12 protein-coding genes are annotated in these 15,163 nt (G+C 68.1%); all 12 read right to left on the reverse strand.

Features of this window, described 5'->3' with window-relative positions; translation table 11 throughout:
• Positions 1-163 precede the first annotated feature (163 nt).
• On the reverse strand, positions 164-1,741 hold the full coding sequence (locus tag ACLD0U_RS06055) for a Rieske 2Fe-2S domain-containing protein (RefSeq protein WP_410340090.1): 1,578 nt from the start codon (positions 1,739-1,741) through the stop codon (positions 164-166).
• A gap of 92 nt (positions 1,742-1,833) precedes the next feature.
• Positions 1,834-5,145, reverse strand: a complete 3,312-nt coding sequence (locus ACLD0U_RS06060) for an SNF2-related protein (protein ID WP_410340091.1) — start codon at positions 5,143-5,145, stop codon at positions 1,834-1,836.
• A gap of 44 nt (positions 5,146-5,189) precedes the next feature.
• Positions 5,190-5,600, reverse strand: a complete 411-nt coding sequence (nusB, locus tag ACLD0U_RS06065; protein WP_179410797.1) for a transcription antitermination factor NusB — start codon at positions 5,598-5,600, stop codon at positions 5,190-5,192.
• Between the two features lies 1 nt (position 5,601).
• Positions 5,602-6,165, reverse strand: a complete 564-nt coding sequence (gene efp, locus ACLD0U_RS06070) for an elongation factor P (RefSeq protein ID WP_179410796.1) — start codon at positions 6,163-6,165, stop codon at positions 5,602-5,604.
• A 114-nt stretch (positions 6,166-6,279) separates the two neighbouring features.
• Positions 6,280-6,723, reverse strand: coding sequence for a type II 3-dehydroquinate dehydratase (locus ACLD0U_RS06075; protein ID WP_206549851.1), 444 nt, complete (start codon positions 6,721-6,723; stop codon positions 6,280-6,282).
• Entirely contained in the window at positions 6,720-7,808 is a 1,089-nt protein-coding gene (gene aroB / locus ACLD0U_RS06080; RefSeq protein ID WP_410340092.1) for a 3-dehydroquinate synthase, read from the reverse strand. Before aroB ends, ACLD0U_RS06075 begins: the two co-directional genes overlap by 4 nt.
• Positions 7,805-8,329 carry a shikimate kinase gene (locus ACLD0U_RS06085; RefSeq protein WP_410340093.1) on the reverse strand — a complete coding sequence of 175 codons (525 nt, stop codon included), beginning with the start codon at positions 8,327-8,329 and terminating at the stop codon, positions 7,805-7,807. Before ACLD0U_RS06085 ends, aroB begins: the two co-directional genes overlap by 4 nt.
• Positions 8,313-9,542: a chorismate synthase gene (gene aroC / locus ACLD0U_RS06090; protein WP_179410793.1), complete on the reverse strand. Its 1,230-nt coding sequence runs from the start codon at positions 9,540-9,542 to the stop codon at positions 8,313-8,315. The genes ACLD0U_RS06085 and aroC overlap by 17 nt, the downstream gene beginning before the upstream one ends.
• Positions 9,543-9,546: 4 nt before the next feature.
• Complete coding sequence (locus ACLD0U_RS06095) at positions 9,547-10,398, reverse strand: shikimate dehydrogenase family protein (RefSeq protein WP_224817843.1); 852 nt, start codon at positions 10,396-10,398, stop codon at positions 9,547-9,549.
• Complete coding sequence (mltG, locus tag ACLD0U_RS06100) at positions 10,398-12,023, reverse strand: endolytic transglycosylase MltG (RefSeq protein WP_410340094.1); 1,626 nt, start codon at positions 12,021-12,023, stop codon at positions 10,398-10,400. Before mltG ends, ACLD0U_RS06095 begins: the two co-directional genes overlap by 1 nt.
• Positions 12,016-12,498 (reverse strand): Holliday junction resolvase RuvX, encoded by a 483-nt coding sequence (gene ruvX / locus ACLD0U_RS06105; RefSeq protein ID WP_410340095.1) that lies wholly within the window; start codon positions 12,496-12,498, stop codon positions 12,016-12,018. Before ruvX ends, mltG begins: the two co-directional genes overlap by 8 nt.
• Positions 12,495-15,155 (reverse strand): alanine--tRNA ligase, encoded by a 2,661-nt coding sequence (gene alaS, locus ACLD0U_RS06110; protein ID WP_410340096.1) that lies wholly within the window; start codon positions 15,153-15,155, stop codon positions 12,495-12,497. Before alaS ends, ruvX begins: the two co-directional genes overlap by 4 nt.
• Between the last annotated feature and the right edge of the window lie 8 nt (positions 15,156-15,163).

Raw genomic sequence — 15,163 nt, forward strand, 5'->3', positions numbered from 1 at the left:
CCGCGCGAGGTGCCCCGCGCGCCGTTTCGCGCGCACGAGAACAGGACGGATGCTGAGAACAGGACGATCCTGCGGAATTCGTCCTGTTCTCGTGAGATCGCCTGTTCTCGGTGACACCAGACGGCGGAGTGGATGCCCGGTTCGGCCCCGGGCTGCCAACTGCTCAGGCGCCGGGACGCAATGCCTCGTCGGTGACGGGGTCGATCTTCTCGGCGCGGATCGCGTGACCTGCCGTCGACAGGCACTTGCCGGTCTTCAGATCCCACTTCCAGTCGTGCATGCTGCACGTGAGCACGCCGTCCTCGTCGATCTTGCCGGTGCGGGTCAAGTCGGCACGCAGGTGCGGGCAACGGCGCTGCACGACCCAGTCGCCGATCTCGGCATCCTCCGTCTGATCGGTCTGCTCCTGGTACCAGTTCTCGACGTACTCGATGCGATCGACCGACAGGCACTTCAGGAACGTCGTGAGGAACTCGTTGAACTTGCCGCTGCGCCCCACCGAGAACTGCATCGACAGGAAGATCGAGTTCGACCAGTCGATCTCATGATCGCGGATGTTCGTCGAGACCAGATCGGCGGGGATCGTGTACCAGTAGATGCACTCCTCCCCCGCGTACTCACGCACCTTGGCCTTCGGGAAGTCGACCACCATGTCGAGGTCGCCGATCTTGAACCGCACGTTGCCGCCGACGCCGAGCCGGATCGTGCGGGACTTCTTCAGCAGCGGCTCCCACCACGCCTTGAGCGCCGCGAGCATCTCCTCGGGCGGCAGCACCTCGGCGCGCGTGGCCTCTTCGTCGATGACCTCCTGCTGCCGCGTCGCCTTCTGCTCAGCCAGGTACTCCCACTTCTCGTCGAAGATGTGGTCGATCTCATCCTGGCTGTACAGGCTCTGCGTCACCGTCATCTCGCCGTGATTCATGTCGACGACGGTGCCGGGGATGAACAGCTGGCCGTCGTACTGCGGCGCCTGCTCCTTCAAGTGAGCCAGGAACTCCTTCTGATCGGTGAAGATCGAGTCGTCGTCCTGGCCGGTGCCGTTGTAGCGGAAGAGCTCCTCGCGCAGGAACATCGGCGGGCCCGCCATCGGGAACACGTGCGGCGCGTCGACCTTCTCGATGTAGTACATCGCGCGCTTGTTCTGCGCCTCGCGCTTCAGGCGCGCGAAGTTCTGCTTGGCGTCCTGCGGCAGGTCGTAGACCATCGGCCACCAGATGGCGCCGGAGACCTGCGTGAAGTACGCCTCGGGCTTGCCGAACGACAGCAGCGCCTCCAGATCGAGCGGATGCGAATCGTTCTGGTTGAGGATCGATGCCGTGCCGTCATCCACGCTCAGCGACGAGTCACCGATCGGGCCGTCGCTGGGGGCGCGCAGCGGCGTGATCATCATCTTCAGGTCGCCGCGCTCGATCACCTGGCCGGCCAGCGCGTAGGTGATGTTGTTGTACCCGAGTGCACGGATGTCGACCTCGAGGTCGTCGGTGACGTACTCGGGCAGCAGCACCTCGATGTCCTTCGAGATGTACCGCTCGAGCAGTCGCGGGTCGAAGTGATCGCGGTGGCGGTGCGAGATGTACAGGAAGTCCGCCTCGCGCCCGTAGCGCTCCCAGTCGAGCCCGCGGTTGTCGGGGAACGGGAACCACGAGCCGAAGAACGACGGACCCAGCACGGGGTCGCAGATGATGTTCCCGCCGACCGTCTCGATGAACATCCCCGCGTGGCCGAGTCCCGTGATCCGCATGTCTCTCCTCTGTTGTGGACAGCCTCGAGTGTACCGAGCCGAGGCTGGGACTCCGGGGACGCGAGCCGTGGGAAACGCCTACGGCGCTCACCTCAGGGCTCAAGTAGTCCGCGGATGTCGTCGGCCGTCAGCGCCTGCGAGAACAGCGCCTCGTCGTCCATGACCGCGGTGAACAGCCGCGCCTTGCGCTGCTGCAGGGCCAGTACCTTCTCTTCGATCGTCCCGGCCGCGATCAACCGGTACACGAACACGCGCCGGGTCTGCCCGATGCGGTGCGTGCGGTCGATCGCCTGTGCTTCGGCGGCGGGGTTCCACCACGGATCCAGCAGGAAGACATAGTCGGCCTCGGTGAGGGTGAGCCCGAATCCACCGGCCTTCAGGCTGATCAGGAAAACGGGCGCGTCACCATCTCGGAAACCGTCGACCGCGGCTTCGCGATCACGGGTCGAACCGTCGAGATAGGCGTACGGGACGCCGGCGGCGCGCAGGCGCTCGGCGGCCAGTTCGAGGAAAGAGGTGAACTGGCTGAACACAAGGGCGCGGTGGCCCTCGGCGCGAAGTTCGGTGACGTGCTCGAGGAGCACGTCGAGCTTCGCGGATGCCACGGAAGGTGTATCCGGCTCGATCAGGGCCGGAGACAGTGCGAGCATGCGCAGCATCGTCAGCGAGCGGAACACGATGAACCGGTTGCGGTCGAGGTCCTGCAGCAGGCCGAGCACCTTCTGACGCTCACGCTGCAGCACGGTGTCGTAGACGGCTCGGTGCGCGGGAGCCAGCTCGACGAGCACCTCTTGCACCTGTTTCTCGGGCAGGTCTGCGGCGACCAGGTCCTTGGTGCGGCGCAGCATGAGGGGACGGATGCGATGGCGCAGGCGCTCCAGGCGTGTCTGCCGATGCTGCGAGCCCTCTTCGTTCTCGGGCACCTTGCCCTGCTCGATCGGCTGCACGTACTCCTCGCGGAAGCGACGCTTCGAAGGGAAGAGCCCAGGCGCGGTGAGTGAGAACAGCGCCCACAGGTCGAGCAGGGTGTTCTCCAGCGGCGTGCCGGTGACGGCGATGGTGACATCGGCGTCGAGGGTTGCGAGTGCCCGGTGCACCTTGGTGGCAGGGTTCTTGGCGAACTGCGCCTCGTCGACGATCACGCCCGCCCAGCGCGTTCGTGCGTACTCGTCGGCGTCCAGACGCAGCAGGGCGTACGAGGTGACGACGATATCGGCGTGCTCGGCGATGTCGGCGATGCCCTGGCCGCGCCGCGATGCCGTGCCCTCGACCACCCGCACGCGCAGCCCGGGCGCGAACCGCGCCGCCTCACTGCGCCATGTTCCCAGCACCGAGGTCGGAGCCACGACGAGGAAGGGCCGGTTCTCGCCCTGTTCCGTCGCGTGGAGCACGAGCGAGAGCAACTGCAGCGTCTTTCCGAGCCCCATGTCGTCGGCGAGGATCCCACCGAGTCGGTGCCGCCACAGGAAGGCCAGCCAATCGAGACCCTGCTGCTGGTACGGCCGCAGCTGAGCGGTCAGGCCGTGCGGAGGTGGGGTCGTCGGCACGCTGTCCACGCCGCGCAGCCCCGCGGCGGTCTCGCGCCAGCTGACGGCGGGTTCGGCCTCATCCGCGAGGTCTTCGAAGTCCTCCCAGAGCGCGGTCTGATAGCGGCTGATCCGGGGGCCGGTCTCCCATTCGGTGAGCTCTGCTGCCTCATCGATCAGATCGCGCAGTCGCTGCAGCGCCGGGTGGGCGAGCGAGAAGTAGGACCCGTCGACGAGCAGCAGCTTGGTGCGACGCATGCTGAGTGCGGTGAACAGCGGCGCGAAGGGGATCGCCGTACCGTCGATCGTCACGATGATGCCCATGTCGAACCAGTCGGGGTCGGTGGATTCGACGGTCGTGATGGCGATCTCGGGGGTGCCTGCCAGCTCGCGGTACGCCGTTCGGCGGCCGGTCACGACGACCTTGACCGCGCTGTCCTCGAACAGCGGCAGCACCTGTGCCGCCCATTCCGCAGCCACAACCTGCTCGAACTCCCCGGCGGCATCGAACTCGTCCGACGTCCCCCGGGTCCAGATGGCCTTGATCTCGCGGGTCAGGTCGGCTTCAGCATCCGCGTCCCGAAAACCGCCCCGTACCGTGGCGAACGGCACGGTGCCGTGCCCGGCGTACTCCCACTCGAAGCGGTACTCGATCCGGTGCCCACTGCGGAAGCGCACGCGCAGCACGGGTTCGGGGACGGCCGGTGCCGGCAGGCTCACACGATCGGACGCCCGCACCGGGGCCTGTCGCGCCAGCGAAGGGTAAACCTCTGCGAGGAACGCCGCACGGTCGCGACCCGGAACCGGGATCTCTCCGCCGGTCGTGAGCGCCGCGAGCACCGCAGGTGGCAGAGTCACCTGGGCGAGTGTCACCTCGACCGCCGCCCCGGTCACTTCCCATCGATAGAGGCCGATCGCACCGATCGGGCGGAGTGACGCGGCCGGCACCTGCTCCCCATCGAAGGTCACGTCCGCGGCGACCGACAGCCCGTCGTCTTCCCGCGCATCGATCCGCAGCCCCGCAGACGCGGACTGCGCACGCCGGACGGTGGTGTGTTTCTGCGTAGCGACGATCGGGACGCCGAGACGGTCCAGTGCGTCGAGGTGCTGCCACAAAAGCGGCGCCTGCACTCGGTCGAGGGCGATCCAATCACCGGCGGTGCCCGAGAGCAGAGAGTCGCGGGCGAGGCTGAGAAAGTCCGCGAACCAACGCGCCTGCTCCGGCACGAAGCCGCTGGCTGCCCGACGCACGGACTCCCACGACGCGTCCCCCTGGATCCAGTTGCCGGTGGAATGGCTGCGCATCAGCGGACGCACGACCAGCATGACCTCGCCCGGTTCGCGACTGAGTCCGCGCGGGGTCGCCGTCTGCAGGGCAGCCGCGCCCCAGCGGTCATGCGCGTGCCCGGCTCGCGTGCGCAACTCGATGCCCAACGCGAGCGGCTCGGTCTGCGTCGAAGCCGACGGATTGAGCAGCGCACGCCAGGCCGGCGGTGACGCCTGCGCGAACGCACCGAACTGCTCCCAGGAGGCTCGGGGCGGCGGGCTCACCGCAGGCGCCGTCGCAGGGGCGGGACCGGTGCCGTGCGTCTGCTGCTCCGTTCCTGCACCGACGAGGATCGCCGCCACCACGTGCTTGCAGGCGACCCGCATCGGGCAGGAACATCCCGTGGTCATGACGCGCCGGGCGTCGAAGCGCACCTGGCAGCGGTACGGTGACCGTTCGCTGCCGCGCACGTGGGCGGTGAGCGTCTGCGTGGCGGCATCCCAGCTGGTCTTGGAGACCTGCCCGCGCCGGGCGTAGTCGAGCCCACGCCGATAGCCGCCATCACCGGCAAGGGCGCGCAACGCGCGTTCCTCAAGCCGGGGTGACGTCATGACAGCATCCTGGCGCGGCCCACCGACATCGCCGGGCCGCGGGGTCAGATCGAGCGCGCGATTCGGGCGAGGACGCCGTGCACGAACGCGCCGGAGTCCTCGGTCGAGAGCTCCTTGGCGAGTTCGACGGCCTCATCGATCGCGACGGCGGTGGGGACCTCGTCGTTGTAGACGATCTCCCAGGTGCCGATGCGCAGCAGGGCGCGGTCGACGGCGGGCATCCGCTCGAGCTTCCAATCGCGACTGTGCGTCGTGATGTGCTCGTCGATCTCTTCGCGGTTGTCGATGATGCCGTCGACGATATCGCGGGCGTACAACCACGAGGCCTCGCGTGCGGGCTCGTTCGCCGCGCGCTTGGCGGCGGCGGCGAGCACGACCGAGACCTCCTCGCCACGAACGTCGGAGGAGAACAGGATATCGAGGGCGCGCTTGCGCGCCTTGGTACGGGCGCTCAACTCAGTCGTTGACGCGGCCGAGGTAGTCGCCCGAGCGGGTGTCGACCTTGACCTTGGTGCCGGTCTCGAGGAACAGCGGGACCTGGATCTCGTAGCCGGTCTCGAGAGTCGCGGGCTTGGTGCCGGCCGACGAGCGGTCGCCCTGCAGACCGGGCTCGGTGTAGGTGACCTCGAGCACGACCGAGGCGGGCAGCTCGATGTAAAGCGGGTTGCCATCGTGCAGGGCGATCTGCACCTGCTGGTTCTCGAGCATGTAGTTCTTGGCGTCGCCGACGATCGCGGCCGAGACGGTGAGCTGGTCGTAGTCCTCGACGTCCATGAACACGAAGCCGTCGCCGTCGGTGTACAGGTAGGTGAAGTCACGACGGTCGACGTTCTCGATGTCGATCTTCGTGCCGGCGTTGTAGGTCTTGTCGACCGACTTGCCCGTCACGACGTTCTTCAGCTTGGTGCGGACGAAGGCGCCGCCCTTGCCGGGCTTGACGTGCTGGAACTCCACGACGCTCCAGAGCTGTCCGTCGATCTTGATGACGACGCCGTTCTTGATGTCTGCAGTGGATGCCATGCGTGCGGGTCCGTTCGTGTAGAAGTCAGGTGGCCGGCGCGGTTGCGCGCAGAAAGTGGCCGAGCATCGATTCTAACGGATGCCCGCGACCGACGTTTCAGAGGCGACGGCGCACTACGGCAGTGCGGCGACGAGCTCACGCACCGCTTCGGCGTACCCGTCCACCCCTCGGCCGACGACCCGCACGGTGGCGACGTCATCGAGGTACGAGAAGTGGCGGAAGGACTCCCGGGCGTACACGTCCGAGATGTGCACTTCGGCGAAGGGCAGGCCGATGCCGGTGAGAGCATCGCGCAGGGCGACAGACGTGTGCGTGAGCCCTCCCGGGTTGATCACGACGCCCACGCAATCCTCGCGTGCGGCGTGGATCGCATCGATCAGCACGCCCTCGTGGTTGCTCTGCACGGCGCGCACCTCGTACCCGAGTCTCTCGGCGGCGCGGGCCGTCAGGTGTTCGACATCGGCGAGCGTCGCCGTGCCGTACACGTCGGGCTCGCGCGTGCCGAGCAGGTTGAGGTTCGGTCCGTTCACCAGCAGCAGCCGACGCGCGGTGCTCATCCGGCGACCTCTTGATACGCCGCGAACATCAGTGACTCATCGGGCGCCTGCACGACGGTCGGCTTGGCGATGTCGTCGAGCAGGATGAACCGCAGCATCCCGCCGCGGGCCTTCTTGTCACGTTGCATGGTCGCCAGCAGCTGCTGCCAGGCACCGGCACGGTACGTGGTGGGCAGCCCCAACGACTCAAGCACGGCACGGTGCCGATCAGCACCGGCATCCGACAGGCGCCCTGCCAGTCGCGAGAGCTCGGCGGCGTACATCATGCCGATCGAGATCGCGGCGCCGTGCCGCCACTGGTAGCGCTCGGAGTGCTCGATGGCGTGGCCGAGGGTGTGGCCGTAGTTGAGGATCTCGCGCAGGCCCGCCTCGCGGAAGTCGTCGGAGACCACCTTCGCCTTCATGTCGATGGCCAGCTCGATCGTGCGACGGAACTCATCGGTCGTCGTGTCGATCGCGCGTGCCGGGTCAGCCTCGATGATGTCGAGGATCTCGGGAGCCCAGATGAAGCCCGCCTTGACGACCTCGGCGTAGCCGGCGGTCGCCTCATTGGCGCTCAGGCTGTTCAGTTCGTCCAGGTCGCCGATCACAGCGCTGGGTGCCCAGAACGCCCCGACGAGGTTCTTGCCCTCGGCGGTGTTCACGCCGGTCTTCCCGCCGACCGAGGCGTCGACCAGGCCGAGCACCGTCGTGGGGACGTGCACGACCTGTACGCCGCGCAACCACGTCGCAGCGACGAAGCCCGCCACGTCCGTGACGGCGCCGCCGCCGAAGCCGATCACAGCGTCTGTGCGGGTGAAGTCGGCCTGCCCCATGACCTGCCAGCAGAACGCCGCCACCTCGATGCGTTTGCCCTGTTCGGCGTCGGGGATCTCGGCCAGCAGCACCTCGCGCGGGCCGCTGCTGGTGTCGGCGAGTACACGGTCGCGCAGTTCGGCGGCGCGCACCGCGAGCGTCGGCGGGTGCACGATCAGCACCTTGCGCACGGTGGGCGCAAGTGCGGCAGGAACGGCGTCGAGAATGCCGCGCCCCACGGTGATGTCGTACGGGCTCTGGCCGGTGACGCTGATGGTGGTCGTGGTCATGGCTGCTCTGTCCTCCAGGCTGCGATCTCTTCTGCGATCATCCGCATCGGACGCCGCGATGTGTCGATAGTCAGGTCGGCGACCTCGTCGTACCAGCCGCGGCGCTGTTCGAAGATGGTCCGCCAGCGGGTGACCGGGTCGTCTTCGCCGGACAGGAGCGGGCGGCTCGATCCGCCCAGTCGCTGCGCGACGGCGTCCTCTGTGACGGTGAGGAAGACGACCGGGTGCCGCGCGAGAAGTGCCCGGGTGTCGGAATCGGTCACTGCTCCCCCGCCGAGTGAGATCACCCCGCCCTCGGCGACCGCCTGGGCGACGGCCGAGCGTTCCAGGGCGCGGAAGTGCGCCTCGCCCTGCTCAGCGAAGATCTGCGGAATCGGCCCGTGCTCCGCGGCGACGCGTTTGTCGGTGTCGATGAACGGCACGTCGAGCAGCCGGGCCACCTTGCGGCCCACGCTGGTCTTGCCCGCGGCCATCGGACCGACCAGGACGAGCGTCAGCGGATGCTCAGGCGTGCTCATCATGCGCGAGCAGCGCCGCCTCCGAGGCGGGCGCCGTGCGCAGCGCCTCGGGGATCGCCGCGAGGTACGACTCGATATTGCGACGCGTCTCGCCGACGCTGTCGCCGCCGAACTTCTCCAGCAACGAGTTCACCAGCTCGATGGCGACCATCGCCTCGGCGACGACACCGGCGGCGGGAACAGCGCACACATCGGAGCGCTGGTGATGCGCCGTGGCGCTCTCACCCGAGGTCACGTCGATGGTGCGCAGCGCGCGCGGTACCGTCGCGATCGGCTTCATGCCCGCGCGGATGCGCAGCACTGTACCGGTCGTCATTCCGCCCTCGGTTCCACCGGCGCGGTCGGATGCCCGGGTGATGCCATCCTCGGCAGTGAACAGTTCGTCGTGAGCGGCCGAGCCCCGACGGCGGGTCGTCTCGAAGCCGTCGCCGACCTCGACGCCCTTGATCGCCTGGATGCTCATCAGCGCCTGTGCAAGGCGGCCGTCCAGTCGACGGTCCCAGTGCACGTGCGATCCGACCCCAGGGGGAAGACCGTAGGCGAGCACCTCGACGATGCCGCCGAGGGTGTCGCCGTCCTTCTTCGCGGCGTCGACCTCGGCCACCATGAGCGCCGAGGTGGCCGCATCGAAGCAGCGCAGCGGGTCGGCGTCGAGCGCATCGACGTCGTCGGGGGTGGGCAGTGCCGCCCCGTCGGGTACCTGTACGGGCCCGATCGAGAGCGTGTGGCTGACCAGGCGGATACCCAGCTCGGAGAGGAACGCCCGTGCGAGAGCCCCGAGCGCGACGCGTGCAGCGGTCTCTCGGGCACTCGCGCGCTCGAGGATGGGGCGTGCCTCGTCGAAGTCGTACTTCTGCATGCCGACGAGGTCGGCGTGCCCGGGGCGCGGGCGCGTCAGCGCCGCTCCCCTGCCCCGCGAACGGTCGGTGAGCTCGGTCGGTGCCGGGTTCATCACCTCGGTCCACTTCGGCCACTCGGTGTTGCCGATGCGCAGGGCGATGGGGCTGCCGAGCGTGCGACCGTGCACGACGCCGCTGGAGATCGTGAGTTCATCCTGCTCGAACTTCATGCGCGAACCGCGCCCATAGCCGAGCTTGCGGCGCTGCAGGTCGGCCTGGATCGCGTCGGCCGTGATGGTCACACCGGAGGGCAGACCCTCCATGATGGCGATGAGTTCGGGGCCGTGGGATTCGCCGGCCGTGAGCACGCGGAGCATTGCTCTAGTCTTCCATGGCGCGAGACCGCATGGCCGCCACTATGACGTCCTCGTCCGGCAGAAGGTGCTCCTGCGACCCGTAACGGAAGATCCGGATCTGCCGCACCGCCTGGTAAAGCAGCATCTCGAAGCCCGAGATGACGTTCGCGCCGGGCCACTGGGCTGCCAGAGCCGACGGCCACGGCGCGTATGCGGCCTCGAACAGGGCGCCGCCAACGGCCGCGAGCGGAGTGACGACGTCCGTATCGAGCACGGTTCCGCTGGGCAGGGTGGCCACGGTCGCATCCACGTCGGATGCCGCATGCTCGAAGCCCTGGACGCTGAGCGCGATGCCCAGCGCGCTCGCGATCTCACGAAGCCGTCCGGCCGCTTCGGGGCGACGGGCGCGCACATCGACGCGTGTCGCACCGAGATCGTGGAGGGCGACGAGCGCGGATGCCGCCGTCGACCCTGCGCCGAGGATTCGTGCGCGATCGATACGTGTCACACCGGCGTGCGCGAAGGCATCGACGATGCCGCCGACGTCGGTGTTGAAGCCGCGCAGCGTCGAGCCGAGCAGCAGTGTGTTGACAGCGCCGGTCAGCGCCGCATGGCGGTCGTGCTCATCAGCACGCGCGTGTGCGACCTCCTTGAGGGGCATGGTCAGCGAGAGCCCGCGCCAGGAGTCGTCGAGTCCGCTCACCGCATCGCCGAAGGACCGCTCATCCACTCGGCGACGGCCGTAGTGCCAGTCCAGCCCCAGCAAGCCGTATGCCGTCGAATGCAACGCCGGCGAACGGCTGTGGCCGATCGGGTCACCCCACACGGCGAGTTCGGTGCGCGCAGGGGCGTCCGCCTCCGGCTCGGAAGGGTTCATCAGTAGCATCCGCCGTCGGGGTTCTCTTCGCACCACTTGCGGTACTGGGCCTCGGCCGCCTGCTGCTCGGCGTAGGTCGCCGAGAAGACGGTCTCACCCGTGTCGAGATTCACGGTGACGAAGTAGAACCACGGGCCATCGGCCGGATTGGCCGCCGCCTCGATCGCCGCGTGGCTGGGGTTCGCGATCGGCGATGCGGGCAGTCCCGGGTGCACGTAGGTGTTCCACGGGTTGTCGTCACCGACCACCGACTCCCATGGCCACGATGCGACCGGGCCGTCGTGGTTCAGTCCATAGCCGTACTGCGCAGTCGAGTCCATCTGCAGCAGTCCGTGGGTCTCGTCGTTGGCGGGGTCGAGACGGTTGGCGATCACGCGCGACACCTTGTCGAAGTCTGCGGTGTGACCTTCGCGCTGGATGATCGACGCGGTCGTCAGCACCTTCTGGGCGTCGTCAGCTGAGACTCCGACCTCGTCAAGGGACTGCTGCGTTCGGGCGACCATCGCCTCGATGACGCCCTTCGCGGTGACGTCGGGATCGAACGTGTAGACCGCCGGGAACAACCAGCCCTCGAGCGTGTCGGCCGCGACACCGTACGCACCGGGGTCGGCCACGGCCGCCTGCAGGTCCTCCAGCGGGATGCCGACGCCGTCGACGATCTGCGGCAGCGTCGACCGCACTGTGCCGCCCTCGGCGACTCGCACGGTGTTCTCCATGCGGTTCTCGGGGTTCTGCAGCGCCTCGAGCGCTGCAGCCGCGGTCATCTTCTGCTGCAGCGCGTAGACGCCGGGGTAGAAGGTCACGGCCTTGCCCTCGTCGATGAGGTAGTCGTAGAAGACGCTACTGGTCTTGGTGACGCCGGCCTCATACAGGGCGATCGAAACCGGCTCGCCGGTGTCACCCTGCTTGATCGTCACCAGCGCCTCGCCGGTGGCGATACCCGCCTCGTAGTCCTTCGGCTCCCCCCAGCCCATCATGTCGCTGATCCGGTCGCCGTACTGACCCCAGATGGCGAAGCCACCGGCGACGGCACCGCCGAGGATCACGAGCATGATGATCAGACCGATCAGACATCCGCGCCCGCGACGCTTCTTCGGCACGTCACGGTGCTGTTCTGGCGCGAACAGCTCGTGCAGGTGGGGGGCGTCGGCTTCTTCGTCCGATTCTGTCGATGTCGGTGCGTCAGTCGTGGGGTCTGCGGGCACGGGATCCGCAGCATCGACACGCGGGGCCTCGCTCTCCCAGAGCGGCAGGGGGTGCGTCGCCGCGGCGGTGTCGTCGCCCTGCTCCAATGCGACGTGGGATGACCGACGGCGCGGCACCTCAGCTGTTTGCGAAGCCGACTCGGATGCCGGCAACGGGGCGGGCTCGGGAGCGGTGCGCGACCCCGAAGCGGATACCCCTCGCCGGGTCGCCTCCTGGGCCGCAGCTTCACGAGTAGCGGCGCCTCGGGCAGCGGCTTCACGCGCTGCCGCCTCGCGAGCGGCAGCCTCGCGGATCGCACGACGCGAACCTGGAGCGGGCGCATCGCGCTCCGAGTTCCCCGGCAAAGGCGACGATGCCGTCGGAAGATTGCCGAACAGATCGTTCGGAGCGCCATTGTTCCGTGCGTCCGGGTCAGACATCGTGCGATGACTCCTCGGGGGTCTCGACCAACACACCGGCGGGGCGACCGGTGCTCTTCTCGGTGTCGACCGCGTGCTGCAGCAGTACGACCGCGGCGACCTGATCGACAATGCTACGAGAGTTCTTCTGCGAACGACCGGAGGCCCGCAGCGCGGTGTGCGCGCTGACCGTGCTCAATCGCTCGTCGACCATCCGTACCGGTCGACCGGTGCTGGTGAGCAACAGGGCAGCGAACTCACGGGCATCCGTCGTCGACGGCGTCTCCTCGCCCCGCATGTTGACGGGCAGGCCCACGACGATCTCGAGCGGCTCCCACTCGTCAGCAAGCTGAGCGATCCTCGCCACCGATGTCTCCGAGCGGGGCACGGTCTCAACAGGCACCGCCAGCATTCCGTCCGGGTCGCACCGCGACACGCCGACGCGGGCTCTGCCCACGTCGATACCGAGGCGCACCCCGCGACGGAAACCGCTCACGCGTCCGCCAGGGTCGCCACCACCGCGTCCAGCGCGGCATCCAGTGCCGACGCGTCGGTGCCACCGCCCTGCGCAACGTCGTCCTTGCCGCCGCCACCACCGCCGAGCGTTCCGGCCGCGATGCGCACAAGGGCGCCCGCCTTGGCACCTGCGGCGCGAGCCGCCTCGTTCGTCGCGATGACCACGATCGGGCGACCACCGGCGACTCCGCCGAAAGCCACGACAGCAGCATCCGACCCCAGGCGCTCGCGCACGCTCAACGCGAGCGTGCGCACGTCGTCGGCCGAGCCGACCTCACCCAGCGACGCGGATGCGACCCGGTACGCGCCCACGTTCCGCGCGGCCTCGGCCAGAGCCGGCACACGCCCCTCGCGTTCCTTCGCCTCGAACTGCGCGATGCGCTTCTCAGCGGCCTTGAGGTTCGCCTGCAGCTCCTCGATGCGCGCCGCGAGCTGGTCGCGGGGCGACTTCAGCGCCGCGGTCAGCTGCGACACGACGGTGCGCTCGGCGGCCAGCTCACGGAATGCGTCCTGGCCGACCAGTGCTTCGATACGGCGGTTGGACGCACCGATCGAGGATTCACCGACGAGGCTCACCAGACCGATCTCGGAGCTGCTCGACACGTGCGTACCGGCGCAGAGCTCGCGCGACCACGGGCCGCCGATGTCGACCATGCGCACGACGTCACCGTACTTCTCACCGAACAGTGCCATCGCGCCGGCTTCCTTGGCCTCATCCAGCGAGACGACACGGGTCGTGACCTCGAGTGCGTCGTCGACGGCGCGGCTCACGATCTCCTCGATCTCACTGCGAGTGTCGGTCGACAGCGGTTGCGACCACGCGAAGTCGAAGCGCATGTAACCGGCACGGTTGAGCGACCCCGCCTGCGTGGCGGTCTTGCCGAGCGTGTCGCGCAGCGCCGCGTGCACCAGGTGGGTGGCCGAGTGCGCCTGACGCGCGGCACGACGGTTCGCGCCATCGACCACGGTGGTGGCACGGTCGTCGATCGCGACAGACCCGGATGCCACATGCACGGTGTGGCTGATCAGGCCGGGCACCGGCCGCTGCACATCAAGCACGTCGAGTTCGAAACCGGTGCCGACGATCGTTCCCTTGTCAGCGACCTGGCCGCCGGACTCGGCGTAGAGCGTTGTCTCGGCGAGGATCACCTCGGCGACGTCGCCCTCGGTCGCGCTGGTGACGGTCTGGCCGTCGACGATGATGCCGAGCACGCGTGAGTCCGCCTGCAGATCGGTATAGCCGAGGAAGCCGGTCTCGCCGAGCGCACGGAAGTCGCGATAGATCGACAGGTCGGCCAGCTGGCTCTTGCGACCACGGGCGTCGGCCTTGGCGCGCTCGCGCTGCTGCTGCATCAGCGAGTCGAAGGCGCCGCGGTCGACCTGCAGGCCGGCCTCTTCAGCGACCTCGAGCGTGAGATCGATCGGGAAGCCGTAGGTGTCGTGCAGCAGGAACGCCTCGGACCCGCTCAGGGTGGAGCCGCCGGTCTTCTTGGTGTCGGTCAGTGCGAGATCGAGGATCGTCGAGCCCTGCGCCAGGGTACGGCGGAACGTCTCTTCCTCGGCGTACGCGGCGGACGACAGTGTCGCCCACTCGGTCTCCAGTACCGGGTAGGCCGATTTCATGGCGTCCCGCGACGCCGAGAACAGCTCGGGGAAGCTCGGAGCGTCGACACCCAGCAGACGCATCGCGCGCACGGTGCGGCGCATCAGCCTGCGCAGGATGTACCCACGACCTTCGTTGGACGGGCGTACGCCGTCGGAGAGCAGCATCAGCGACGAACGCACGTGATCCGCGATCACGCGGAAGCGCACGTCATCCTCGTGGGCCGCACCGTAGCGGCGACCCGACAGTTCGACCGCGCGGTCGAGCACCGGACGCACCTGATCGGTCTCGTACATGTTCTCGACGCCCTGCTTGAGGAAGGCGACGCGCTCGAGTCCCATACCTGTGTCGATGTTCTTCTTGGGCAGCTCTCCGACGATGTCGAACTCGGTGCCGCTGCGCAGGTTCTGGATGAAGTCCTGCATGAACACGAGGTTCCAGATCTCCAAGAACCGAGAGTCATCGGCGGCGGGGCCGCCGTCCTTGCCGTATGCGGGCCCGCGGTCGAAGAAGATCTCGGAGTCCGGACCGCCGGGGCCGGGCTGGCCGGTGTGCCAGTAGTTGTCGGCGCGCCCCAGACGCTGGATGCGCTCGGGCTTCAGCCCGATGACGTCGCGCCAGATGGACTCTGCCTCGTCGTCGGTCTCATAGACGGTGACCCAGAGATCCTTCTCGTCGAACCCGAGCCCGCCATCGGACTCGGACGAGGTGAGCAGCTCCCATGCGTAGCGGATCGCGCCCTCTTTGAAGTAGTCGCCGAACGACCAGTTGCCCAGCATCTGGAAGAAGGTGCCGTGGCGAGCCGTCTTGCCCACCTCTTCGATGTCATTGGTGCGGATGCACTTCTGCAGGTCGGCGATCCGCGGGTGCGGCGATGGCACAACTCCGGTGAGGTAGGGGATGAACGGCACCATACCCGCGACCGTGAACAGCAGCGTCGGGTCATCGCTGACCAATGACGCGGACGGGACGATGACGTGGTCGTTCTTCTCGAAGTAGTCGAGGTAGCGCTGCGCGATCTCCGCAGATTTCATGGCGTTCG

This window comes from Microbacterium sp. 2216-1, from assembly GCF_046507855.1.
Taxonomy (GTDB): domain Bacteria; phylum Actinomycetota; class Actinomycetes; order Actinomycetales; family Microbacteriaceae; genus Microbacterium; species Microbacterium esteraromaticum_C.